Below are 24,524 nucleotides of genomic sequence, written 5' to 3' on the forward strand. Positions count from 1 at the left end.
AAGATGTTATTTATGCTGGTCTCTGTATTCTTGCGGCGTAACGCCGAATTGACGCTTGAACACTTTGATAAAATAAGCCGGGTCCATATAACCAATCTCCATGCTGATTTCATACACCTTTTTGGTGGTCGTGACCAGCTTGTGACAGGCCCGATCCATGCGCAGGCGCGAGATATAATCACTGATGCCTTCGCCGGTTTCTATCTTATAGATCTTGGACAAATGGGTCGGGTGCAGATTGACATGGTCAGCGAGCACACGCAAAGACACATCCAGATGCAGATTCTTATCTGTAAAATCCTGAATCTTCTTCACATACTCGGAACGGATGTCCTTGATCTCGTTGGACGTGCCTTCCTTGAGTTTGCCAAGCACACTGAGCGACCATTTACGCAGTTTGCTGATGGTAGCGAAAACTTCCCCACTTTGCAAATCCTCGACATCATTGCCCATTAAAGTGGTCAGAGTCAGTTTGTTCCGGTGGGCAATATTGGTGAATGAAGCCGTAATAAGAAATCCTGCCTCCATGCAGTGCTCCCATGATTCCGACCATTTCTCATCCAGCTCTGCGCAGACCGCGCGTATTTTCTCTTCCGCTGCATCCCACTGTCCGCTCTCTAGCAAACTTATAAAGGTGGGCGGGGTATACAGTACATCCAAGGGACCTTGTGCCGCAGGTGTCTCGACATCGCTGACACGCATGACAAATTCGCGTTCGTCGCCGACGATCTGCCGGAAATAGGCGGAAGCCTGACGGAAACGATCGTAAAGCTGATCCGGAAAGGTGAACCACTCAGTGATAACGATGGAGAGGGAGCCTTTCAGAAACTGTTTTACTTTGGATTGAAGCTGAATGGACAGCTTCTCCAGAATGGTTTCTTTGCCAATATCGCCTTTCCGTTTTTTCAACTGAAGTAAAAACACCAGATATCCGTGCTCCTCCTTGACGCCCCACACTTCCATAAACTCACCCATAATCTCTTCCGCCATATTGATGATTGCATATTCGATCAGGGTCTGATCATTGCTGTCATAGTGTCCGAATTCTTCTTCCAAACGAACCAACATTAATGCGGCATCTCCGGTATGAAAGGGCAGATCGTAATTGGCGAGTTTCCGCTCCCATTCGGCAGCGGCGATTCGTTGTCCCTGTAAAGCCCCTAGAAGCAGTCGTCCCCGCAAATGGGGGAGATTCTCTCGCAACGTAAACTGCGTTCGTGTCAGTGAACTGACAAGTTCCCATTCGTTGTTCAATTGATCGATGGCCTTCTGAACAGCACCCATTAATTCATCGTCAGTAGGCGGCTTCAGCAGATAGTCCACGGCTTCGAACTGGATGGCTTTTTTGGCGTAATCGAATTCGGAATACCCGGATAACAGAATACATTTTATTTTTTTGTCCCGGATGCGGATGCGTTCGATCAGTTCTATGCCTGTCATTTCGGGCATCTGGATGTCCGAGATCACGATATCGATGGGGTGGGTGTCGATCATTTGTAGTGCTTCGTGTGCTGAGTATGCTTTATGCACATGTTCGATCCCCAGCGTACGCCAGGGCTTGGTCATGGACAGGTTATCGACCCAGTGTGCTTCATCGTCTACGATCATCATTTGCATGGTGTATTGTCTCCCTTGGTGGTTGAACTAAGGCATATTTACACTTGCCACTCCGATGACAGAACAACCTTCCGATCGCTGTTCAAGCCCCATTTTCTGACTTAATTGATATAAGGTTAAAATGGTGCTTGAAAGGCGAACGCTTTGCTTCTTCAGGTTTTTTCTGTCCTCTACGTTCACGTGTAAATGGTTCGTTCAAAATCAAATAGTCAACTTATCGTTAGTATCGAAATTAATTTGTAGCGGTATTTCCTTTATCGGAATCTGTGTCCTCTTTTGGTATCTCCCAGATGATTTCGGTTCGGAATCCGCCAAGTGGGGATGGGCCGAATAGGAGGTAGGAGTGACTGCCGAACAGGTGCGTGATTCGTTGGTACGTATTCCAAAGGCCGCAGCCCATTTCTTCTTGTAAAGGTTCCTGCATCTTCAAGTTTAGCGCTTCGTATTGTTCCGGGCTTAAGCCTGGGCCATCGTCGTCGATGTATATTCTGCCAAACCCATTCAATCGCTCCCCGGTAATTCGGATTTCCCCGGATGAATAGGACTTCGCCACGCCGTGTATCACGGAATTCTCGACCATCGGTTGAAGCATTAATCGTGGTACAGACTGGGCAAGCATATCCTCTGGGATATCGATGTGATACTCAATGCGACCATTGCGCAGTTTCTGGATATCCAGATAGTTGATCAGTAACTTGATCTCTTCTTGTAGCGACGATGTCTCCCGTTCCATACGGGTGGTGTAGCGATAATACGCACTTAGGTTATGCGCCATGGACACTACGGCTTGCTCGTCTTTCATCTGGGCCATGTTGATGATATAACCAAGACAATTATATAGGAAATGCGGATTGATCTGCGCTTGTAATTGCTTCAGTGTAGCTTCCCGGGCTCTAATTTTCTCATGGAAAACATTCTCGATCAGATCCTGAATCTGATGGGACATATCGTTGAATCGGCGGAACAGGAATGAGAATTCATTCTGGTGTTTGCTATGCAGTCGGACAGAATAATCCCCTTGCTCGACGCGGCGTAAGCCTTTGATCAGCTTTTTGATCGGATATTGCACATTCCGGTACAACAAGATTGAAGCAGAGATACCCACGACCAGCAGCAAAATCATACAGGTGTAGAACAGATTCTGACTGAGCGAGATGGGTTTCAGAATCTGATACAGCGGGATCACGTCAACCAGATGCCAATCTAGATAAGTGGATTTCATAGAGCTAACCAGATAGTTCTTCCCGTTCAACTTCACGACATCCTGGGTGGTATCTTCTGGAGAGTGTGTATCCAGATACTGAATGAGTTCTGCGGATAACTGCTTGTCCGCGCTACGATTCAGAATGGGTGAATTTCCTTTGTGATATAAGAAAGGATCGCCTTGTCCGCCCGCCTTATACGTATCCAGCATATTTTGAATGTTTTCATAACTGAAGCTGGCTTCAATCACCAGGTTACTTCCTGTGAGCATCCCCGGCTGTGCCAAGGAATCGGTATAGAACCAATAGAAGGATTGCAGCTTGTCTTTCGATTGCGCACCTTGGTCCCCGTAGGTCCATTGTCCGCTCATATTTTTTTCCAAATACGCCTGATCATACCCTGTAGTTCGGTTGTAGTTGGCGATGACATCCTCATTCTGCTGTGAATGCACCGCATATCGGGTGGGCCATATATCCGTAACGCCGGTTTGCAGCATCATCTTCTCTTGTATCACATAACGGGTCTGCATCCGGTCATACCGATCATCCCACATGTTGAGGCCGTTGAATGCTCTGACATTCGGGTCTCGGGAGAGAATCAGGCTGAAATCCATCATCTGATTGATACGGGAGTCGATCTGACTGGACAGAAAGGTGAGCTGTTTTGTGTTGGAGATCTGCAGTTCTTTGCTGACGACATCATAGGTGACGTTATTCGAGTAGGTGTACATGATTAGAATGGGGATGAACAAGACCACAATTAACAAGTTTATTTTGGAAAACAGACTGAATGGGGATCTGGTTTTACCTTGAAAAGGCATTAAGCGCTTCCATATATGCATGAAAAGTCTCCTTCTAATTCGTGTGTAAACAACCTCTTCTGATGATACCCTAACAAAACACTATCAAGCCTAACAATGTTATATAGCAGACCTCAGAATGGCTTGATACTATTTATATCAGAGAACCCGATCACACACAAAAACTTTTTTTGGGAACAGGAGAAGCGCTATGGAGGCTAAATTGGAGGGTAAGCGGATCCCGCAGGCAAACGTTGGGAACAAGCTGGATAAAAAGAGAAAAAAACGCTACAAACAGCCATGGATTCTGCACTTTATGGTGTTGCCGGCGGCCATTATGGTCTTTATATTTTCATACATTCCGATGTCCGGGATTTTGATGGCATTTCAAGATTATAAACCTGCACTGGGATTTTTCAATTCCGAATGGGTAGGACTGAAACACTTCAGGTACATGTGGGAAAATGATTATTTCCTGCAAATTACGTGGAACACGCTATTTTTTGCCTGTACGAAGATCGTCATGAATCTCATCATTCCGTTTATCTTTGCCTTATTACTCAACGAGGTACGGAAGATGGCGCTGAAAAGAACGATTCAAACGCTCGTGTATCTTCCACACTTTCTGTCCTGGGTTACACTATCAGGTATTCTGATCGACATTCTGGCGCAGACGGGTATTGTCAATCAGTTCCTGGTATCCGTATTTGGTATCAAGCCGATCTTCTTCCTGGGGGATGGCAGCTGGTTCCGGTTCACGATTATTGCGAGTGATGTCTGGAAAGAGTTTGGTTTCAACACGATTATCTTCCTCGCGGCACTGTCTGGCATTAACCCTGCACTCTATGAAGCGGCTGAAGTGGATGGAGCGGGACGTTGGAAGCAAACGATGTATATTACCATCCCGGCACTGATTCCCATTGGGATCGTAATCGCAACGCTGGCACTGGGGAATGTGCTTAACGCCAACTTTGACCAGATCTTTAACTTATATAGTCCGTTGATTTATCAACAAGGAGATATTATCGATACGTTTGTGTATAGAGAAGGTCTGTTAAGTGGGCAGTTCAGTTTCGCTACCGCTGTGAATCTGTTCAAATCGGTCATCAGCCTGATCCTGATTGTGATCTCGTACCGACTGGCTTACCGATTCGCCGGATATCGAATTTTCTAGAAAGGATGACAAACGAATGTACCATAAAACGATGCCTTACCGCATATTCAGCATATTCAACAATGTGTTACTGACCATCCTTTCACTGCTCTGCTTGCTGCCTTTGTATCACTTGCTGATGGTATCACTTAGCGCATCTGCACCTGCAAATGCTGGTCTCGTAACGTTCTGGCCAATTGGATTTACACTGGAGGCGTATGCCAAGACATTTGCCAATACCAATTTCCTTTCCTCCTTATGGGTATCTGTGGAGCGGACGGTACTTGGTACTGGACTTGCGTTAATCGTTAACACGATTGCAGCCTATGCGCTTTCCAAAGAGACGCGGGTGTTCCGCGCACGTAACATCTATCTGTGGTATTTTGTCATCACGATGCTGTTCAGCGGTGGCCTCATTCCGGGGTACATCCTGATTCTGAAGCTGGGACTGATGAACACGTTGTTGGCCTTGATCCTGCCAGGATTGGTTGCCGTGTTCAACATCATTCTGTTGCTGAATTTCTTCCGTACCGTTCCGAAGGATCTGGAGGAAGCGGCATTTATCGATGGCGCAGGACATTTTCAGACGTTTATCAAAATCTATCTGCCTGTCTCCGTACCCGTTATTGCAACGGTTTCGCTCTTCATGATGGTTGGGCATTGGAACGCATACTTTGACGGAATCATCTACATCCGTGATGCGGAAAAACTGCCACTCGCGACATTCATGCAGACGATCATCGTGCAGGCCGACATGTCGAAGCTTGATCCGGAAGCAGTAGCGAACCTGTCCCAACGGACGATTCGGGCTTCGCAGATCTTTATCAGCGCACTGCCGATCCTGCTTGTGTATCCGTTCCTGCAACGTTATTTTGTAACGGGAATCGTGGTTGGTGCTGTTAAGGAGTAGTTGAATGTAGGGGTTAGAATAGGGTTGTGAAAAAGGAGTCACTGAACTGGGGAAGGCCAGGGAGGTGGCTTCTTTGTGTTAATATTTTCAATCCTATTAATTTGTTGTAAGATAGTACCAATCCATATCTTATTGTTCAATGATAACGACGAAATGCAAGCATGGCAATTGCAACAGCTAGGCAAGAACCTGGATACATGGAAGAGAATTAAAAGAGATTTCGACCCCAGAATCAAGAAATTAAATGAGTATCGAAATCACAGAAAAACCAAGCATTATTATAATAATGAGGTTAAGGACATTCGAAGACTCACTCAAAAAAGCTTTCGAAAACAATTCAAACAGAACATGGTTCATGAAGAATTCTATCGTCCAGTACCTCATGATTATCGAACTTATGGTCGGATGTCTTACTAAAATGGAAAGAGAGAAGAAATTCTCTCTTTTTCTTTGAGAGAATGTTGGACAAGAGAAAGAGTACAGGCTATTTACAAGAGACATGGATTTTAACACGGAGGAGCAAAAATCATGATGGACAAAGAATATTATGTAAAGCTTAGTCAAGATGCTCAAGAGAATTATACGTTTTATAAGGAAGATGCTGAAGCATCAATACATAGAAGAGAATATACCACCAGCAAGCGTTATGACATTGCTCCGTATTGGTATGCACGCCAAGGCGAAGTCCCTGGAGATATCTCAGATGAAGAGACGGATACATATTATGAGTTTGATCAAGATGACAGAATTAGAGTCTCGGCTTGTGATGAGTTAATTGATGGGTATGCTTATATTACTTATGAAGAAAATAAAATGACTACCAGAACGTTTGTGGATGGGATTTTGGATTCCATCAAAGAGTACTTGTTGCAAGGTGGATTGATTGATCGGTCTATGGAATATTTCCCTCGATTCGATAAATTAGAGGTTGAAGACTACATCTACGAGGGGACTACTCTGGTTCAAATATACCAACCCCAATACGAAAATGATGCTTATTTTGATCACCTTCTTCGAACCCATTTCGAATATGATGAGCAAGGAAATCTCCTGCGAGTGTTAGATGGGGCCAAAGGTGTTATCTACATAAGGATGCCATCTGAGGAAGTTTTAATACTCAGAGAAACGGTAAAGGAGGAACTCTTTCAAGCTTTAAAAGAAATCATTAGCGATCTCTGTGAGAATCAATCAGGTAAAGAATATTGTTTTATGTCGATCTACTTGCATGATGAAGTGCATACCGTATACTCACCTATTTTCCATCCTGGTTTGAAAGAAGTAAGAGATGAACAAGTAGAAGAAAATGATAATAATGAGGATGAATATTATTACACGATCTGGAATTCAGGAGATCATCCAATGAACGATCAACAAGAACTTACGGATCAACATTTAATTCAGAAACTTCGAACTCTTATTATGTATTGGCGTAGCAACGGAGATTGGTGGGAGGAAGGCATGAGCTTGTGGAAAGAGGTTGCGTATGCCCTTAATGAAAAGACGAATTGGTCCGATTATTCCATACTCACGGAAAACTTTGTTGTATTCGTCGAATGGGAAGCGATCGATGTTATGAATGGAGATTTGCAAGAAAGCATCCCTCATGCCAAGTTACTGAGGTTGCAGTCTGAGAACTTGGCTCCAACGGTTTAAAATAAATAAATTAAAGATGGATCTTCAAAGCTTTGCTGTCTCCTCTAAAGCCGTTGCCTACACTATGCGGCCCCTGTTATAATTCCGATATATCTACTGCATTGGGGGTTATGACGTGGCAATATCGATGATGCCGGATTGCTCGTTCGCTAGAAAGCCTTACGCAAAGCCTGAATAGGGGCGGACTTTGTGTAGGGCGCGACAAAAATGAGATCGTTTGCCCTGGAATCAACATCAACATAATGGTTCAACCCACAGGTTTTGCACCTTATTTGTTCTTCCAATTAAAATAAGGGGCTGAAAGCCATGCAAACACCATTTATTTATAATCATCAATTTAATTATATTCAAAAACAAGCTGATTTCCTGCTCAAAACGCTACGCTCGGTCGTGGATCGAAAAGTATTGGAAACCGTCCGTTATACGGTCGGCACGAATGCAGTTGGCATCTTCAATGAATTGACTCCAGAACAAAAACAACTGCTGGAGCAGTTATCCACGTATGAGACGGCACATGAACTTCAGACGCATCTGAACCAGCTCGAATCATATCTGATTCCATATCCGCAAGTATCAGCCAAGCAGATCCAAAAGCTGTTTCCAAAGGCCAAGAGGCTCAAAGTGCCGGATCTGGAGTTAGTCGATTACGCACGTACTACCTATCTGAGATGGACTGACATTGCGACGAGTCGTTTGTTCATCGTGTACCCGTACGAAGGCAGATTCCTCGGTATTGAGGGACGGATTACACCCACGAACAAAAAAGGGTACTGTATGTTCTGTCATCGTCATCAGGAGCTCGGATTCTTCAACGTGAAGACCAAGGCTCATTCGCCGGACAACTTTTCTTCCATTGCCCAGTACGTATGCATGGATAACACAGCTTGCAACCATAGTATTACCGATATCACTATGCTGGAGAAGTTTCTTCTCTCGACAGTAAAATAATGCAAGACACACAGGCAGGGTCGCTCTTCGGAGCGACCTTTTTGCCGTGTTCAAGCGTAGTGATTCGCCATTGAACGTACCACAAAACTTCAGAATTCATATTCGGGTCATACCTTTTTTCTCATACGATCATGGAGTCGAAGTATCGTTGGCATAGTTCAGTCCCAAGTGATGTGCATGGTTCAGCAGTGCCTCATAATGCTCAGGCTTGGATTCCAACGTTTCATATAAAAACTCAACCCTTGATTGGGATACACCGCAGTAATCGGCAATACCCACATTGAGCAGATTGGCGATCGATTGCCCATAGTTGCGCTTATGCATCTGTTCTTCCGTCACGCCGGAAAGAGCGATCCACAATATCTGCTGATGAGGAAGTTTGTTCGTGCCATAGGCAAATCCGTTGTTCATGACACGATCCACATAACCTTTCAACATGGCTGGCAGATGCCACCACCAGAGAGGAAACACAAAAGCCACAGCATCGTGTTTCTTCAACCGCTTCATCTCCGTTTCAACCTCAGGTGAGAACACCTGATTTTCTTGGGTATAGTCCGGTTCATCCATCTCTCGAAGAATGGGGTCGAATCCAATTCCATGCAAATCCAATATCTCATAACCGTGACCAGCCTCGGTAAGACCTTGTACAAAACGATCAGCAACCTGGAAGGTCAGGGAATCTTTTCTCGGGTGGGATACTACTACGAGTACGTTCATCTTATCTTTCACTACCTTTCTGGATTGCGGTCTTGTAGCCATAAATCAATGGCTGATGCTATTATAAACAAGTATGAAAACATCTGGAAGTACGCACTTTGATGTTCTCTAGGAAGAATGAAGTGCCATAGGAACATTAAAGTACCCTAAATGAATGCCTCGAAATGAGCTTAAATAATATAAAGAAGAACAGCAAAAAGTGTATATTTTCACTTAGGATACAGCCTGATTATGGAGGGGTTCAAAAATGACGGAACATGGAGAAACAAGCACTCCAAAGAAATATAAAGTTGGGGTGGAAGCGGCCTTGGAAGTGATGGGTGGAAAATGGAAGCCTTTGATTATTTACCACTTGATGACAGGTCGGAAACGCACGTCGGAGATTCGAAGATTGATACCTGACATTACGCAGAAGATGCTGACAACACAGCTCAGAGGTCTGGAAAAGGACGAAATTGTGCAGCGAAAGGTATATTCGGAGGTTCCTCCCAAAGTGGAATATGAGTTAACGGACTACGGTTGGGGGCTCAAGCCTGCACTGGACCATTTGTGTTATTGGGGAGAAGAGCATCTAGATAAAATCCACGGGGATAAGTTCAAAGTATTGGAGGATTTCGATTCTCAGGAAAGTTGAAGAGAGGGGCACGAGAAGGTGGATGGTACAGAGCACGTGAAACAGGCAGTTCCCATTCGTTGTGAAGGCGTGGCTGTAGTTCTGTTGAAGAAGAGCCTGGATCAATACCGTGTACTGATGCTGAAACGGGCTGGTCGTATTTTGCATAACGAGTGGTGTTATGTTGGGGGCGGGATAGAAAAGGGCGAGAAGGCATGGGAAGCTGCACTTAGAGAAGTTCATGAGGAAACAGGTATTACGGAAGTCCGGTTGTATTCTGCCAATCAATTCGAACAATATTATTCACCAAAGGAGGAGTATATCTATATTGCTCCCGTATTCGTAGGATATGTGCATGAAGACCAGCCTGTCCGGTTAAATCATGAACATACCGAATACCAATGGATGACGTTTGACGAAGCCAGAGAAAACGTGGCATTGCCTGGCATTGATGACATTTTGGATTTTGTTGAAAAGCATTTTGCCAGAAAAGCCCCTTCCGAGTGGCTTCGGATTAATGGAGAGAATGATTAGGAGGTAGAACTCATCACATACAAAACGATCTATCCAAGAGCATGGTTGAGCCTACTATGTATGTTGGTCATTGAAGCTATACTTTTCAGGGATGGTATTTACGATAAAAATGGTATTTCGAAGTACTCCCTGATCGTTATATTGACCTTTATTCTGGGTTATATCATTTTTCTGATCTGGCGTTTGTTTTTCACTAAACCCAGTATTACGCTAGAAAGTGATCATGTGATTTCTATGAAACATCAGAGATATGATGCATCTCAGATTGAGTGTATTTATATGAATTACAGACGGATTGGCATCAAACTCTATGGTAAACGGTTAGTGCCGATGGATCTATGTTTTTATTTTCAACGAGGTCAGGAGTCCGCAGGCGTAGAAGCTGTGCATGAATGGGCGGCGCGAAACGACAAAGAGATCAAACATAAATTTTTTCAAACCTTGGGGTAGACCAGTACGTCTGTTGAGTATAAGGAATCGTTGAGGCTGAAGATTTTGGAGGAGTAGCGGTGAAAACAATAGCAATTTCAAATGAGCGGTGAGTACTTATGTGATGATCCAGATGGGGAATTCCCGGAAACAGAGGAGTCTGATGCAGGAGTTCGTATCGTCACTAATTAAAGCGTTCTATGCTCCAATAGCAAAGTAGATTTAGATTCCTAAAAATTAGCAGGAGAGATGCATATGAGATATCGAACGAAAGAATGGTATGAGCTTTGTCAGCGGACAGGGCTTCATTTTGGGATGAGGGTACATAGAGGAACTTACGAATTGGACGAAGCACTTTTCCTGCGACGTTATAAAAGAAAAGAAAAAGAGTATGTAGAGTTTCAGCGTGAGATGTATAATACAGATCCTCGTTTTTTGCTGGAGCAACATGGCCATGTTTTTGTGCCTGCTGAAAAGTTCTTTAGTGGAAATGAAATATTGGAAAACGATAAAAGAATATACCAGATGCCTGCTGAAGAAAAAGAGCGGATCGAAAAATTAATCGCAGATTATGATGTGAGGCCTCCTTTTGATGAGTTGAGCCACAAGCAAGAGTTTAAAAACAATCTGGAATGGGATTGTAAAAACCAGAAAGAGCGTTTACCTAAAGAAATCGTTGAGAAAATTGCGGATATCCGTGTATTTACGTTGGGTTATTGCACGAGAGAAGTGATGCTACAGTTAAAGAAACAGAGTGCAGAAAATAGGAGAGAGATGGAGCGTGTATCGAATGAATACAGGGAAGCCATTTTAGCGCAGGATATTCCCGATGAAATTCGTAGCCGGATTCAATATCATGATTGTACAGTGACAGAACTACTGACAGGGGATGAAGTGGTTATTCGTTTTGACACCCGTGGGGGCTTCACCAACATAAATAAACTTACGCTCGTTGCACCCGAAATCATCAAGCAAGACGGTGAGATTGTCGGCAGTTACTGGCTGTATCAAGAGCTGTATCGGATCGATAACGGATATGAACTTCACGTTCTATTTGATGGAGAGGATATGCCTGAATTGATTGTTCGCTGTGCTGATATTCTTGCAGAAGAGGAGTAGGGTGCAGTGATGCTAAGCAAGAGTCGTCAATTTGGTAAAGTAAATGTACACAACGAACTCTACCGATAAAGTGACGACTCTGATGAGAAAGGTAAATATACAATCCGGTTTATCTTGCAATCGGTTTGAAGCGTGTAGAACACGTATCATCGTTTCGCGAGTATATTAATCCCGTCATCCAATTGTCCCGATAATGATAGAACATCATAATAGATCCATTTTTCCGAATCCATGGTTTGTACTTTACCTTGACGGACAGCGGACAACTGCCTCCACACAGGGTTGTGCTGCAGTTGCTTATAGGTTAGGGCAGCTTCGGCCCCATATACAATGACAAATAACCGGTCTGCTTCATATTGCCAGAGCTGTTCCACCTCTACTTTTCTACCATACTGGTTAGGGTGTTCTACAAGCAAATGTTGAATAAGTGGCGGTGGCTGCAATCCGAAGGAACGGTACATGATCTCGCCCGCATTCCGGTCTCCCAGCACATATATTTCTGACCCTTCAATCACGAGCAGGCCAACGGTCTCATCCTTACTTACATACCTCTTGATTCGCTGATGTGCCACCTCACGCTTCAGTTCGTAATCGTCAATCCAGCTCTTTGCTTGTTTCTCCATCCCAAATACATCACCAATGGCTTGTAAATGTTCCGTGGCGTGGAGATCCATCCAAGGGATCGTCACTATGGGAGCGATATGCTCCAGTTGTTGTTGTGTTTCTTGGTCTATCGTGTCACAACTGATAATTAGGTCCGGTTTCAGAGCTTTCATTCTGTCATAATAAAAGATCGATTTGTCTCCAATGTTCGTAATGTTCTGTCCTAAACGCCCAGCATAATAACCCAAATGATAGGCAGGTGCGCCAATCGGTTTGATGCCAAGTGCCAGTAGCGCACATACATAACTCATCGACATGATTTTGTACTGTTTCGTGTTCACATATACTCGCGGCGGGACGCCTGTGATCTGCTTAAAGCGACGGTTAAAATAATAACTGTCCAGATAGCCGACCTGCTCTGCAATTTCAGCAAGCGGTTGTCTGGAAACGATCAGTAGTTCCTTTGCCTTGCGTATACGGAGCGTTGATATATATTCATGAGGCGTTACGCCTGTGATTTGTTTGAACAAATGAATGAATTGCTTGACACCAATCCCGGCCTGTTCAGCCAATTGTTTCGTACTAATTTCTTCATTGAAATGGTCTTTCAAAAATAAAACACTCTGTTCCACCGCATGCAAAGATGTCACGGTTTCGGATTTAATTATATTTTGCTTAAGCAATGTGTGCATCCATTTCTGGAAACGGAAATGGTAGCTTAGATGTTCTTCTTCGCTCTCAGGATGCTTCAGGGCAATTAGCTTGCGTAGCACTGCAAGTGTACGAACAAAAGGATTGATGGTAATTTTGTTATTCGCGAAAGGATGCCGCATGCCGTCGTCAGGCTGAGCAGAAATGATGTCAAAGGTGACATCAAAATAATGAAAATCCCTCTTTTCTACAGATGAAGTGACAATAAGCTTAGCGCCAGGAGAGACTGCATAACAATCTCCAGTGATAGCAGGGTAACAACTGTCGTCTATAAGTATGCTGCCTGAGCCTTCAGATACAACAATCAGCCTGTAACTCAGACTAACGTCGGGAAGTAGCTGATGCGTAGTGTTAATTGTTACGGATTCAATATCAACAAACCTAAAGAAATATGAATGAAAGGCAGTAGGAGGGTGGGGGGAGTTCCTATTCGCGGTGCTTTTGTTCATGAAGTCACAGATTCCTCCTGCATACAATGAGAATTATTATCATTATATTAAATGACAAAGAAGAAGCTAGTCAACCATGAGGTGAACTAGCTTCTTCTTTGTGATTGTTTATTAGTCAGGAATGATCGCATTCATGACATCTTGCATTTTTTTCTCATAAGCGAGTGGACCATTGGTGATCCATACATCACCACGGACTTCATAGACATGACCTTGTTTAACCGCAGGGATCGTCTTCCATAACTTGCTTTCTTTAAGCTCTGTAGCCTGTTCTTCTCGTCCTTCATCTACAGCGAGGAAAATATAGTCTGCATCGATCTGTGGAATAGTTTCCATCGAGATGGCTTGGATATCCATATCCTCTCCCCATGCCAACTTGCGTACAATCGGAGCAGGCTCCAATCCAAAGTCGCCATATAATGCTGTGCCTACCTGACCTCCGGGACCTCCATATAATCGCATTTCTTTACTGGCATGAATGCGAATCATAGCTGCTGTTTTGCCTTTAGCGGCGACCTGTAATTGCTCTTTGGCAAGCTTCGTTTCTGCTTCGCGCTTCTTGATTACGTCTTGTGCTTGTTCTGTCTTTCCGAGTAGATCAGCTACAGTAAGCAGGTTCTTTTTCCAGTTCTGAGGGTATTGAATTTCGCTACCTGTAAATACATAGGTGGGAGCAATTTTAGACAATTTCTCATACGTGCCGCCATCTGCCCAACCTTGGAAGCCCAGAATAATGAGATCTGGCTGTGCCGCCATGATTGCTTCAAAGTTAAATGCAGCTGTGTCGAACTTCGGTACATCTTTTAAATAATCCTCAAGATAGGTCTGGTAATAGGTCCCGCTTGAGTACTGCATAATTGGTTTAACACCAAGTGCACTCATCTCGTCTTCAACGAATAATCCAAGAACACGCTGAGGCTCGGCAGGCACTTCAATTTTTCCAAGAATATGCTCCACAGTACGCGGTTCTGTAGATGTATTTTCAGATGATGCCGGTGCTTGTTCTGTTTGTACCGCCCCAGCCTCCTCCTTCACAGTTCCCCCGCCGCATGCAGTAAGTACGAAGATAAGCACAAAGATCATGCTAATTATAGAAAAGCCTTTTTTAGTAAATGTCATTCATCTGCCACTCCTTCTACTGATATCTATTCTCATTTAGGTGCTTTGCTTATCTTAAGTAGCAGGACGGATTAATTCAATGGACTTTTGAGTAAAAATGATCCTTTTTCGAAATATGTCTTAAATGTACATTTAACAAGAGCGGTTCCGTTAATGAATTTAAAAAGTATATTTCCTTTATTTTAATTTCAATAAAATGGTACTATTAACCAATGTTCTTTGTGCTGACATTCTCATAGAGGAAGAATGAGAGAGGTCAAGAAGCAAAATAGGAGGGAATGTAGTGAAGATTAGCACCCTAGAAACGAAATTAGCTTCAAGATACGACGAGTTCGATCCTGAACAGGATGGGAATAAAAACACGAAATTTGCTGACATCATTATTGATGGTACATCGCTTTATCAAAGGCTGAAAAAACATGATTTGGTACCTTGTCTCGGATGGGGAAGCGATGAATATCAAAGGCTTCTTATTGATTATTTTTTACTTAAGAAACCACATGAATCCATGTATTATAGATATCCCATTTTAGTGTGTCCCTGGTGTGGAGATGAGGAGTGTGGATTTATTTCTGTAAAGATTGATAGGGAAGATGATATTGTGATCTGGAGAGATTTCATATTGAACGACAAGAACCTACAGGTAGGCCCGTTTTATTTTGGTTGGGAAAATTATAAACAGGCCATCGAAAATACGTTTGGTACGGCAGGAATTCAGTAAGGAAAAAGGAGGATGAAGGAAATAGAGATGGAATGGACCACCAGTACCTTTGGTTATTTATCTACTCCCGTATTTGTCGTGGGCATTGCGTGTTACTTCTTTCCTGATTTTCTATACAAAATATTTGTTCTGATGAGATATCGAGAAATAAAACCAAATCACGCGTTTGAAGATAACCCTCCTAACAGTGATATCCCTAAACATATAGAAGTGATCTTAAAAGTGCTAGGAAGCATTATGGTTACACTAGGGATCATATGGTTTTGGTTTTCGGAAGAGTTTTACTATTTATTATTTTGACAGCAAGGAGTTGGACACCATTTTGGAATTTATCTGGACTTTAGTGATCTCAATTATAAGTTTAATTGTCGTTCTTATCTTTGCTGCAATTGTACGTTATGCGATAGATTCATCTAAAACATCGAAAAAGTTGGATATATTAATTAAAGAAGTACACTATCTGAAAACTGAAATTAAAAAGCAACAACACCATAAGCAGCAAGATGACAGCAAGCATATTATTGACGAAAAAATATAAGAAGAAAACGGAGGTAGAGCTGTATGGGCATATAATGAATCAACCTGGGGACTGATTGCCGGAGCAATCGAGCTTGGTGAGACACCGGCGCAAGCGATGGTAAGAGAGGCACTGGAAGAGACAGGTCTAGTTGTTGAACCCGAGAAGATTATCGGAGTATACGGGGGTGAAGCAAGACGGTTTACATACAGTAATGGTCATCAGGTTGAATATTTGACTATCGTATTTGAATGCAGGATCAAATCGGGTCAACTCACGCCGGATAATGAAGAGATGAAGGATTTGCAGTTTTTCCCCGAGGATCAGCGCCCACCCGTGGCAAACCAGTATTCAGATTACATTTTTAGTTCCAAGCAAGAAGAACGAGCTCATTTTGATAGATAATTCATTGAACCTGTATCGAAATAAAATAGAAATGATCGATATGGAGTGGACCAGCAGTACATTTGGTTATATATCAATCCCGATGTTTCTCATGGGTGTAATCGTTTATTTTTTTTCGGATATTCTATATAAGTGTTTCGTCCTCTTGAGATACAGACGTATTAAACCCAATTGGGAATTTGAAGACAATCCACCGAGCAGTGAGATTCCAAGATGGGTAGAAGTGCTATTAAAAGTAATTGGAAGTATTATGATGATGCTGGGGATTTTATGGTTTTGGTTTTCGGAAGAGTTTTACGATTTTTGGTTTTGAAAAATGAGTGAGAATATCCCTAAAGGAAGAGTGACCTTGAGAAGTTCAAAATACACACCGTATTATAGTTACATTGGCATTGTTTTATTTATCCTAACCCTAGTCGTAAATTTGAGTTTTGGATTTAAAGTGTCTTCGGATGAGGGCGTACTCTTTCTATTGTCTGTTTCAAATGCTGGATTATTGCTGTTTACTTTGGGCTGGGGAGTATTCGGAATTATAGAGGTATATTTAATATTGAAAACAAAGACTAGACTTAAATCCCGATTACATCATGGTAAGATCAGTACAGAAGAGTATATGATTAGCGATAAAAGTTTTACATTCAGTCTCGTTGTAAGTATAAGTTATCTGTTTTTGATTTTAATTCAAATTGGATACGTCATTATACACTGGGACGAGGTTAATGTATAAGAAGAAATGTAATGACTTGTATTAAAGTTTTGCTCTATTGGGCTAAGAGCAGTAGAACAAATGATACCTATAGGAGAGAATTAAAATGAATTATCAATGGCAAATCAACAATGTGCTAGATGAATGGACATGCCCATCCGAAATTGGAAAGGTAATTAAGGGGAATGTGTTCACTTTTGAACAATATCTTATCGTTGAAAATGCTTACATAGATACAATCATGGAGTTTTTAAAGGCAGTAGAACAGCAGACTCTACGGGCTATTCAAGTATCGGATCGATCGATCTCACAAGAAGATAAACGATCTGTGTTATATGAACAAGAATTTAGCGACATCGGTATTAAGGAAGATATGACGTATAGCATTATTGAAATTCGCACGATATGTAAGATGATATTAAGAAATTATGCGGACTGTCAGTTGTATGCCAAAGATCATTTTTTTGTGCATTTTAGTTGGGACTATTATATGTTCATCGGTAGTAGTCATGATTCATATCAGGCCATTGAACTTGCTGAAAGTAAAAACTTATCCGTTGAAGAATGTACTTCACCCTATTATTTTGAGGAATCTGATGTAACAAGATCGGTTGAATGGAGTGAAGTGGGTGCAGATGTTCCAGTCATTATTGGTGAAGAGGAAGTTCATCAAGTGTCATTAGAGGAATACCGCGAGGTATTTGGTTTATCAGAAGAGCATCCTGTTTTTGGATATTTTAGAATAATGCAAGATCATCAAGATTTCTTTCAATCCAAGTTAAAGCATAGGTTGAATTTCACTAAATATAGGTATGGACTATGTGCTAGATGTTAATGCAAATAAGCCGCTTTGCTAACTTTCAATCGATAGTTGAATCCAAGAAGGCATAGCATCGGATAACTAATATTCAAGCATTGCGCTCTACTTTCGCCAATAGTGATGTTCTTTTTCATATAGAGGAGGTTAGATCAAATGTCTTTGATGAGATATTTAAGATACCTGCAGGTTTTGCTGTATGATATAACAAGTTTGTAGACATCGAATCTGAGAAATCTGAAGAAGATCAGTTCGTTATGCTCAGCCAGCGAGCTCCAAAAGCTAATTTCATAATTCCTTAAACGGCTCTATCGCTTGTTGGAAAATCGCTTTATAGATTTCTAGGAAATACAAATAGAAGCAAATTTAATCGTAGGAGATGGCGCGGTGAAGAAGAAAACGTTCATTTATATAGGCTTTGTGTGCATCGTTGTTTTAATAATTAGTGTTTTAATATTTAGAGAAAAAGTTATGATATCCATTCATCCTGATGAAATCGTTAGCGCTGAGATTTATAGTGAAGGTATTCGTAAGAATGAAGTTCAAGTGATGGCAGTAACTAGGAAACCTGACGTTGCAGAAGTGATAGAACATTTAAGTGAAATCAAACCAAGTGATCATTCACTGTCATTAGACGGAAATTATATAATCCTTTTCAATAAAACAGACGGTACCCGATTAATCTATAGCTATGCGAATGGGATCGTTACAACTTCAAATGGATTTAAAGGTAGAACGAATGATGATAACATTATTAATAGGCTATGGGCTAAGCTTGATTATCCTGTACGAAATTTAACGGAGAAAGAAACTTCATCTTTAAATGGATTAATAGCGAAATAAAAAACACAATGAACAGACTTCATCCCTGGGGTAATCGCACTGGTGAGACATCGGCCCATGTGATGGTGAGAGTGTCGTTGGAATAGACAGGCCTTGTTATTGAACCCGAGAAGATTATCGGAGTATACGGGGGTGAAGAACAAAGGTTTACATACAGTAATGGTCATCAGGTTGAATATTTGACTATCGTATTTGAATGCAGGATCAAATACGGGCAACTCACGCCCGATAATGAAGAGATGAAGGATCTGCAATTTTTCCCCGAGGGTCAGCTTCCACCCATGGCAAACCAGTACCCAGATTATATTTTTAGCTCCAACCAAGAAGAACGAGCCCATTTTGAAAGATAACCCAACCCACTGTGCAATTGGAATCTAAACTCACCTTATGTTTACCAAATGAGATAAGATCCTAGTTATTATGAGGAGAACCACATGTTAATCAATCCAACGATAAATGAGATCAATGACTTATTCAAGATGCATCATATCAACGAAGAAATCACTGGAGTTCAAAGTTTGTCAGGTACCACCGCTGGACGTGTTTATCGGTTGAGCACGAATCTGAATAAGCAATATATTCTAAAATCGGATGAACCGGAGCAGATTCACATTGCCCAGCAGTTCCTGGACACGTATAAGAATTCTTCGTTACTGCCTGAAGTTTTGTTGACTGATCCGGATAACACTTATTTTATTTATACCTATATGCAGGGCACGACTCATTTCAACTGTGGACAAAAAAGAGACTGGTTATCTCGTCTGGTGAAAGAGCTGTTCAATACATATGTGTGTTCTTCAGATACGGAATCATGGGGTAGAACAGAGTTCCCACAGAGGACCTGGAAAGAATTCAATCAGATTAGCATTCATGAAGCAAAGATGAATATCGGAAGTATTTTAACGACAGATGATTATAATCTGGTCCAATCCAAAGTGGATCGCCTGTTTCATGAGCAAGAAGAGAAGTTTCTTTTACATGGCGATACGGGGGTTCATAATTTTGTATATGATCAAAATGAACTCATCGGCGTCATTGACCCATCTCCATTGGTTGGACCTATCCTCTATGATTTTTTGTATGCTTTTAGCTCTTCGCCAGATGATATCACCACCGAAACATTATTTGCTACGTTCGAACTTTTAGAGCAAGTTGATATGGATAAATCCAGATTGATAGAGGAAGCTCTGGTCCATCTGTATTGCAGAATTGGGCTGAGTAACAAGCATCATCCGGATGATCTGCCTGAATACTTGAAAGCATGGCAGGAATGGAAGCGATTATGTCATGAATTTTGAACTAGCAAATTTTTTACAGCTATCGCAAATGCCTTAGATCAGACTATACAAGACAGGAGAGATATCACAAGTTGGATAACAAAAATAGTTTGAATCGTCCGAATGCTTGGACGACCTTCGATATGCATCATGGCGACTTACTTGCCAGTAAAGAACTTATCTATGACAAGTGTGGATTTGATTGCTCTCAACCACATGAAGAAGAACAAAATGCAGAATATGGGGCATATGTGTTCACCTTAAATTCTCTCTCCATTCGATTCCGTGTGGCCAAAACCACGCCAACCAAGATTGGACAGTTTGTTACCCTATGGCAGCGGAGTGAAGATGGATCGACACAGCCATATGACATAGCAGATCCAGCAGATGTGTATGTCATTAGTACGCGCGCAGGCAGCCACTTTGGTCAGTTTGTATTTCCGAAGCATGTATTGTTACAGCGAGATATCCTATCGGATCAAGGCGAAGGTGGCAAGCGGGCTATACGTGTATATCCGCCCTGGGACAATCCAACAAGTAAGCAGGCTCTCAAAACGCAGCAGTGGCAACTTGAATACTTCCTGGAAGTACCTGTTACCGAACCATTGAACTGTGATCAAGCCCGGGTACTTTATGGCACCCAGCGATTAAGTTAAGAGAAACAGTAGTCCAGCATCCCCAGGTTTTTCCCCTCTAAATATCAGCTTTTCATAGATCTTTCGATATATCTCCTCTATTCGTTATTTCCTAGCAATGAAGCGTGTGGGATGTCCTCCATTTGATAAAAAATAGTGAACGTCAGTCAATTAAATTATTTTTTTGAAATTTGTGCTTGCCTTAATGTGAACATTAAGCTTTAGGATGTAAAAGAACCGGCCAAATGCTTCCAAAAATGAAAATAAAGGAGGGGTCAGCATCATGGCTTTCTCGACGGGGATTCAACCATTCCACAACGGAAAGCGATCCTTCACGAATATCAAGAAGAATTACATCGCCGCCAACTTAAAATTGCCGAAGCCCTTGCAGCGGTGATTAACAAATTGACCATCTATGAAGACATAGAAACAGGCAAGCTTCCTTCAGAAAGCAAGCTGCTAGACCAAATGGAAAGCATCGAAAAAGACTAATATTAACAGATGGAGCGATGAAGAGATGAAGCAAAGATTGCTGGGAAATAGCGATATCGTCGTATCTTCGATTGGACTGGGTGTTATGGGCATGTCTCCGGGGATGTACGGGGAAACCAATGACGAGGAGTCAATGAAGAGCATACATCACGCGCTGGATATTGGCGTTACACTCCTAGATCCAGCAGATGTGTATGGGAATGGTCATATTGAACTGACACCGGATGACTTAGCTCACATTGAAATGGTAAGTCCCAAAAATGAAGTCCATGGAACACGTTATATGAAAGAAATGATGACTCAGCTTAATGGGTAAAGATGTAATACAAAAGAGACTTTCATTCGCGAAAGTCTCTTTTACGCAACGCTTATATTACAACGCTTATTTCGTAAAGAACGGCAAAGCTTCCTTCAGAATCTCCGCTCCAGACAACGGGCCTTTACCCAAAGCCCATACTTCATCATTTACAACCAGGACGTGGTTGTTTTTAACCGCGTTGATGGATTGGAAGCTGCTATTGCCCATCCACTTGTCGAGGTCGGCTTGGGCGCCGTAGATGACAAGGTAGTCCGGATTTTCCTGTACGAGCGTCTCCAGATCTACATCTGCAACGTCAATCTTGCCCGGCGTTTGTTGCTGATTGGATTTGGTTTCATCGAAGCTGTACTCCGCACCGATATTCTCCAGCAAAGTAGCAATATAGGACGTTTTCATCCAAATGTAGAAGTTTTTCTCCAGCACTTTAACGACCATGACTTTAGGCGTGCCATTCATTTGAGAATGAGTTTGCTCAATGTTTTGGTTCAGATCACTCATGACCTGATCATGCTCTTTTTCTTTGCCAAGTAACGTTCCCAGCACAGCGAAGTTTTGTTCCATGTCTCCATAACCGTTGGTGTAGAGCGCGATGGTTGGCGCAATTTTCTCCAGGTCATCACGAATGGCTCCATGTACATCGGCATTGGCGATAATCAGATCAGGTTGGAGTGCAGAGATCACTTCAAGATTGGGCTGCTGGTGATTACCTACAAACGTGTAGTCCTCAACTTTATCTTTCAGATAACCAAGCACTTCCGCATTATAAGAGCCTGCAATCCCCACAGGAGTAACTCCCAGCGATACTAATTCATCCGTAAAGGAAAAGTGTAGTGCTACGATTTTGTTAGGTGAGCTAGGCAAAGTGGTTTCTCCCCAGGCACTCTTCACGACAAAAGAGCCATCTGTATTGGATGTAATAGATGGACCGCCTGCTGCATTTGTATCGTTTGCGCCTTGAGCCGACGAATTATCAGCAGCAGTTGTTTGCCCGGTATCTTCGGTAACTCCAGCAGTGTTTCCTGCTGTCTGTCCCCCGCAGCCTGCGAGTACTAGTGTCATGATCAGGATAAAGCTCCAAAGTAATGATTTACGATTCATTGTGTATGAGTCCTCCATGTGTAATTATTTCTTCTTTCCTTGCTTGATGATCAGGTATACAAAATAAGGTGCGCCGATTAACGATGTAATGATGCCGACCGGAATCTCCATCGGTGGTACGAGAACACGGCCGATGAGATCTCCCAGCATGACGAGTAACGCACCCAGAGCTGCGGTAAATGGCAGTGAACGGATGAAGTTCTCACCCACCAGCTTGTGAGACAGATGTGGAATGATCAGTCCAACGAAGCTGAGATTACCCGATATGCTGGCAGCGCTTGCGGACAAGGCCAATGCCACGATTAGCAGTGATGTGCGGACAGTACGAATTCGGGTGCCTAATGAGACAAGCACGGATTCATCGAGCTTCAACACATTCAGGTATCGCACGAGCAGCATGGCGGCTACGAGTCCCGCAACCGTCCAAGGCCATAACAGCTCGGCATGCTGCAAATTACGTGCGTAAAGACTGCCCTTGAGCCAGACCAGTGCCTGACTGGAGCTCATGGCGTATTTGACGATCAACATTTTAATAACGGCCTGTAATGCCGAACTAACGGCAATTCCCACGAGCGCGAGCCGAATCATGGAACTGCCCTGACGCTGATAAGCCAAAAGGAAAATAATCAGGCTTGCCGCCACGGAACCCGCCATGGAATAAAACGGAAGCCAGATCGCCGGTGTTAATGGTGCGAGCAGAATGACGACGACCGTGACAAGTCCGCCACCCGCTGTTGCGCCTATGACGTCAGGGGATGCAAGTGGATTACGAAGTACCGTTTGCAAAATGGCTCCCGCCACAGAGGCAGAAATCCCTACGAGAATGGCACAGAGGACGCGTGGTAAACGAAGTTCGTAGATGGTACCTGAATGAGCCTGGAACTGGGCTATAATCTGGCTGAATGTGACGGGGGTAGCCCCGAAACGTAACGATAGAATAAATACCAATACGATCATGACCAGGACTGTTGTCATTAGAACCGGATAACTATTGCTACGTAAGGTTAGACTTCTCAAACTTTTCATGAATTCTTCCTCCCACGCATGCGCATAAGGACAATGAAGAATGGTGCTCCAATGAACGCTGTGATTAGTCCTACAGGTGATTCCAGCGGGTAGAAAAGCATGCGTCCAATCAAGTCAGCGTATACCAGTAGAACGCTGCCCGTAAGCGCTGCAAGAGGTACAATAATTCGGTAATTAATACCGACTAGAGTCCGAATAATATGTACCGCCATCAAACCGATGAACCCAATCGGTCCGCATACAGCGGTTGCTGCACCTACCAGTACGATAATGCCAACCATGATTCCGGTTCGAATGACCGTTAACCGCTGTCCCACGGAGATGGCTGTATCTTCACCCATGGATAACACATTCAATTGGCCTGCGAACAAGCAGCAAACGATGCATACAGGCACAAGAGTGAATAGGGAGAAGATCACATCGTCCCAGGACATGCCAGACAGATCTCCAGCCATCCAACGAAGAAGCTGATACAGGTCCGTGTCATGGAAGATGATCAGAGTAGTGGTCATCGAACTGAAGAACAGACTGTTGACGAGTCCGGTTAGCACCACGCTGCTGGAACTGAACCGACTGCGTAAGCTGAGTACATAGATCAATATGCCGCTAAGCGCTGTTCCCAGCATGGAAGCTGTAACGGTGAAGAAACGGAACGTCTGGAACTGGAGCAGCACCATCAGCACAGCTATAGCCATATTGGCGCCCTGATTAATCCCCATGACTTCCGGATCGGCTAGATCATTCGATGTTAGCGACTGTAACAGACAACCAGCTATGCCAAGCGCAGCGCCAACGAGAGCTGCCGTTATAATCCGTGGTAGACGAATCGTCGTTATGGAACGGATCAGTGATTCGTTATCATACCAGCCAAACCAGTTGAACAGGATGGGGTCTTTACGACTGGGTTGCAGATGAAATATCATGGCCAGATAACACCCGCACAGAAGAAGGACAACTAACGTCAGACTGATCCAACCTTTTTTTGACATAGCAAAGCGCTTCCGAGCAGAAGAGGAACGAGATGAGTTATGAAGTGAAAGAAACATGCTGGATTACCTTCATCCCCTTTTTGCGTTTTTAATGAAAATGAT

The 24,524-nt window shown here is 43.0% G+C and carries 24 protein-coding genes; 16 read left to right on the plus strand and 8 right to left on the minus strand.

Annotated elements, in window-relative coordinates:
- Positions 1–6: 6 nt before the first annotated feature.
- Positions 7–1,617: a response regulator gene (locus tag MHI06_RS07915; protein WP_340401081.1), complete on the minus strand. Its 1,611-nt coding sequence runs from the start codon at positions 1,615–1,617 to the stop codon at positions 7–9.
- A gap of 232 nt (positions 1,618–1,849) precedes the next feature.
- A complete protein-coding gene (locus MHI06_RS07920; RefSeq protein WP_340401082.1) occupies positions 1,850–3,661 on the minus strand; it encodes a histidine kinase in 1,812 nt (603 codons plus the stop codon).
- Positions 3,662–3,935: 274 nt separating this feature from the next.
- On the opposite strand from MHI06_RS07920, the gene MHI06_RS07925 reads away from it, so the two are divergent.
- The 4 genes from MHI06_RS07925 (at position 3,936) to MHI06_RS07940 (ending at position 8,283) form a co-directional block, all read left to right on the plus strand.
- On the plus strand, positions 3,936–4,793 hold the full coding sequence (locus MHI06_RS07925; RefSeq protein ID WP_175623691.1) for an ABC transporter permease subunit: 858 nt from the start codon (positions 3,936–3,938) through the stop codon (positions 4,791–4,793).
- A 16-nt stretch (positions 4,794–4,809) separates the two neighbouring features.
- The gene (locus tag MHI06_RS07930; RefSeq protein ID WP_169479013.1) at positions 4,810–5,682 is read left to right on the plus strand and encodes a carbohydrate ABC transporter permease; all 873 of its coding nucleotides are present in this window, start codon (positions 4,810–4,812) and stop codon (positions 5,680–5,682) included.
- Between the two features lie 528 nt (positions 5,683–6,210).
- Positions 6,211–7,335 (plus strand): hypothetical protein, encoded by a 1,125-nt coding sequence (locus tag MHI06_RS07935; protein ID WP_340401083.1) that lies wholly within the window; start codon positions 6,211–6,213, stop codon positions 7,333–7,335.
- Positions 7,336–7,641: 306 nt separating this feature from the next.
- On the plus strand, positions 7,642–8,283 hold the full coding sequence (locus MHI06_RS07940) for a FusB/FusC family EF-G-binding protein (protein ID WP_340401084.1): 642 nt from the start codon (positions 7,642–7,644) through the stop codon (positions 8,281–8,283).
- A 129-nt stretch (positions 8,284–8,412) separates the two neighbouring features.
- Here the strand turns inward: MHI06_RS07940 and MHI06_RS07945 are convergent, their stop codons facing one another.
- On the minus strand, positions 8,413–9,000 hold the full coding sequence (locus tag MHI06_RS07945) for an NAD(P)H oxidoreductase (RefSeq protein ID WP_340401085.1): 588 nt from the start codon (positions 8,998–9,000) through the stop codon (positions 8,413–8,415).
- A 247-nt stretch (positions 9,001–9,247) separates the two neighbouring features.
- On the opposite strand from MHI06_RS07945, the gene MHI06_RS07950 reads away from it, so the two are divergent.
- The 4 genes from MHI06_RS07950 (at position 9,248) to MHI06_RS07965 (ending at position 11,695) form a co-directional block, all read left to right on the plus strand.
- A complete protein-coding gene (locus tag MHI06_RS07950; RefSeq protein WP_169479009.1) occupies positions 9,248–9,634 on the plus strand; it encodes a helix-turn-helix domain-containing protein in 387 nt (128 codons plus the stop codon).
- Between the two features lie 18 nt (positions 9,635–9,652).
- Positions 9,653–10,147 carry an NUDIX domain-containing protein gene (locus MHI06_RS07955; RefSeq protein ID WP_340401086.1) on the plus strand — a complete coding sequence of 165 codons (495 nt, stop codon included), beginning with the start codon at positions 9,653–9,655 and terminating at the stop codon, positions 10,145–10,147.
- A gap of 60 nt (positions 10,148–10,207) precedes the next feature.
- Positions 10,208–10,597, plus strand: coding sequence for a hypothetical protein (locus MHI06_RS07960; RefSeq protein WP_340401087.1), 390 nt, complete (start codon positions 10,208–10,210; stop codon positions 10,595–10,597).
- Positions 10,598–10,918: 321 nt separating this feature from the next.
- Positions 10,919–11,695, plus strand: a complete 777-nt coding sequence (locus tag MHI06_RS07965; protein WP_340401088.1) for a DUF4085 family protein — start codon at positions 10,919–10,921, stop codon at positions 11,693–11,695.
- A 146-nt stretch (positions 11,696–11,841) separates the two neighbouring features.
- Here the strand turns inward: MHI06_RS07965 and MHI06_RS07970 are convergent, their stop codons facing one another.
- Together MHI06_RS07970 and MHI06_RS07975 are read right to left on the minus strand one after the other, a co-directional pair.
- The gene (locus MHI06_RS07970) at positions 11,842–13,458 is read right to left on the minus strand and encodes an AraC family transcriptional regulator (protein ID WP_340401089.1); all 1,617 of its coding nucleotides are present in this window, start codon (positions 13,456–13,458) and stop codon (positions 11,842–11,844) included.
- Positions 13,459–13,569: 111 nt separating this feature from the next.
- Positions 13,570–14,577, minus strand: coding sequence for an ABC transporter substrate-binding protein (locus tag MHI06_RS07975; protein ID WP_340401090.1), 1,008 nt, complete (start codon positions 14,575–14,577; stop codon positions 13,570–13,572).
- A 283-nt stretch (positions 14,578–14,860) separates the two neighbouring features.
- Here MHI06_RS07975 and MHI06_RS07980 point away from each other — a divergent pair, with 283 nt between their 5' ends.
- The 8 genes from MHI06_RS07980 to MHI06_RS08015 all read left to right on the plus strand — a co-directional run bounded on the left by MHI06_RS07980 (position 14,861) and on the right by MHI06_RS08015 (position 21,306).
- The gene (locus tag MHI06_RS07980) at positions 14,861–15,298 is read left to right on the plus strand and encodes an oxidoreductase (protein WP_340401091.1); all 438 of its coding nucleotides are present in this window, start codon (positions 14,861–14,863) and stop codon (positions 15,296–15,298) included.
- A gap of 322 nt (positions 15,299–15,620) precedes the next feature.
- Positions 15,621–15,836: a hypothetical protein gene (locus tag MHI06_RS07985; protein WP_340401092.1), complete on the plus strand. Its 216-nt coding sequence runs from the start codon at positions 15,621–15,623 to the stop codon at positions 15,834–15,836.
- Positions 15,837–15,887: 51 nt separating this feature from the next.
- Entirely contained in the window at positions 15,888–16,220 is a 333-nt protein-coding gene (locus tag MHI06_RS07990) for an NUDIX domain-containing protein (protein ID WP_340402080.1), read from the plus strand.
- A gap of 812 nt (positions 16,221–17,032) precedes the next feature.
- Positions 17,033–17,761 (plus strand): hypothetical protein, encoded by a 729-nt coding sequence (locus MHI06_RS07995; protein WP_340401093.1) that lies wholly within the window; start codon positions 17,033–17,035, stop codon positions 17,759–17,761.
- 369 nt (positions 17,762–18,130) lie between these two features.
- Positions 18,131–18,586 carry a hypothetical protein gene (locus MHI06_RS08000; RefSeq protein WP_340401094.1) on the plus strand — a complete coding sequence of 152 codons (456 nt, stop codon included), beginning with the start codon at positions 18,131–18,133 and terminating at the stop codon, positions 18,584–18,586.
- Positions 18,587–19,020: 434 nt separating this feature from the next.
- The gene (locus tag MHI06_RS08005) at positions 19,021–19,884 is read left to right on the plus strand and encodes a phosphotransferase (protein WP_340401095.1); all 864 of its coding nucleotides are present in this window, start codon (positions 19,021–19,023) and stop codon (positions 19,882–19,884) included.
- A 71-nt stretch (positions 19,885–19,955) separates the two neighbouring features.
- Positions 19,956–20,519, plus strand: a complete 564-nt coding sequence (locus tag MHI06_RS08010; RefSeq protein ID WP_340401096.1) for a MepB family protein — start codon at positions 19,956–19,958, stop codon at positions 20,517–20,519.
- A gap of 496 nt (positions 20,520–21,015) precedes the next feature.
- Positions 21,016–21,306 carry an aldo/keto reductase gene (locus tag MHI06_RS08015; protein WP_340401097.1) on the plus strand — a complete coding sequence of 97 codons (291 nt, stop codon included), beginning with the start codon at positions 21,016–21,018 and terminating at the stop codon, positions 21,304–21,306.
- A 66-nt stretch (positions 21,307–21,372) separates the two neighbouring features.
- On the opposite strand, the gene MHI06_RS08020 is transcribed toward MHI06_RS08015, so the two are convergent.
- The 3 genes from MHI06_RS08020 to MHI06_RS08030 are packed head-to-tail and all read right to left on the minus strand — an operon-like array spanning position 21,373 to position 24,422.
- On the minus strand, positions 21,373–22,407 hold the full coding sequence (locus tag MHI06_RS08020) for an ABC transporter substrate-binding protein (RefSeq protein ID WP_340401098.1): 1,035 nt from the start codon (positions 22,405–22,407) through the stop codon (positions 21,373–21,375).
- A 24-nt stretch (positions 22,408–22,431) separates the two neighbouring features.
- Positions 22,432–23,433 carry an iron ABC transporter permease gene (locus MHI06_RS08025; RefSeq protein WP_340401099.1) on the minus strand — a complete coding sequence of 334 codons (1,002 nt, stop codon included), beginning with the start codon at positions 23,431–23,433 and terminating at the stop codon, positions 22,432–22,434.
- Positions 23,430–24,422, minus strand: coding sequence for an iron ABC transporter permease (locus MHI06_RS08030; protein WP_340401100.1), 993 nt, complete (start codon positions 24,420–24,422; stop codon positions 23,430–23,432). The genes MHI06_RS08025 and MHI06_RS08030 overlap by 4 nt, the downstream gene beginning before the upstream one ends.
- Positions 24,423–24,524 lie beyond the last annotated feature (102 nt).

Source organism: Paenibacillus sp. FSL H8-0079 (assembly GCF_037991315.1).
Classification (GTDB): domain Bacteria; phylum Bacillota; class Bacilli; order Paenibacillales; family Paenibacillaceae; genus Paenibacillus.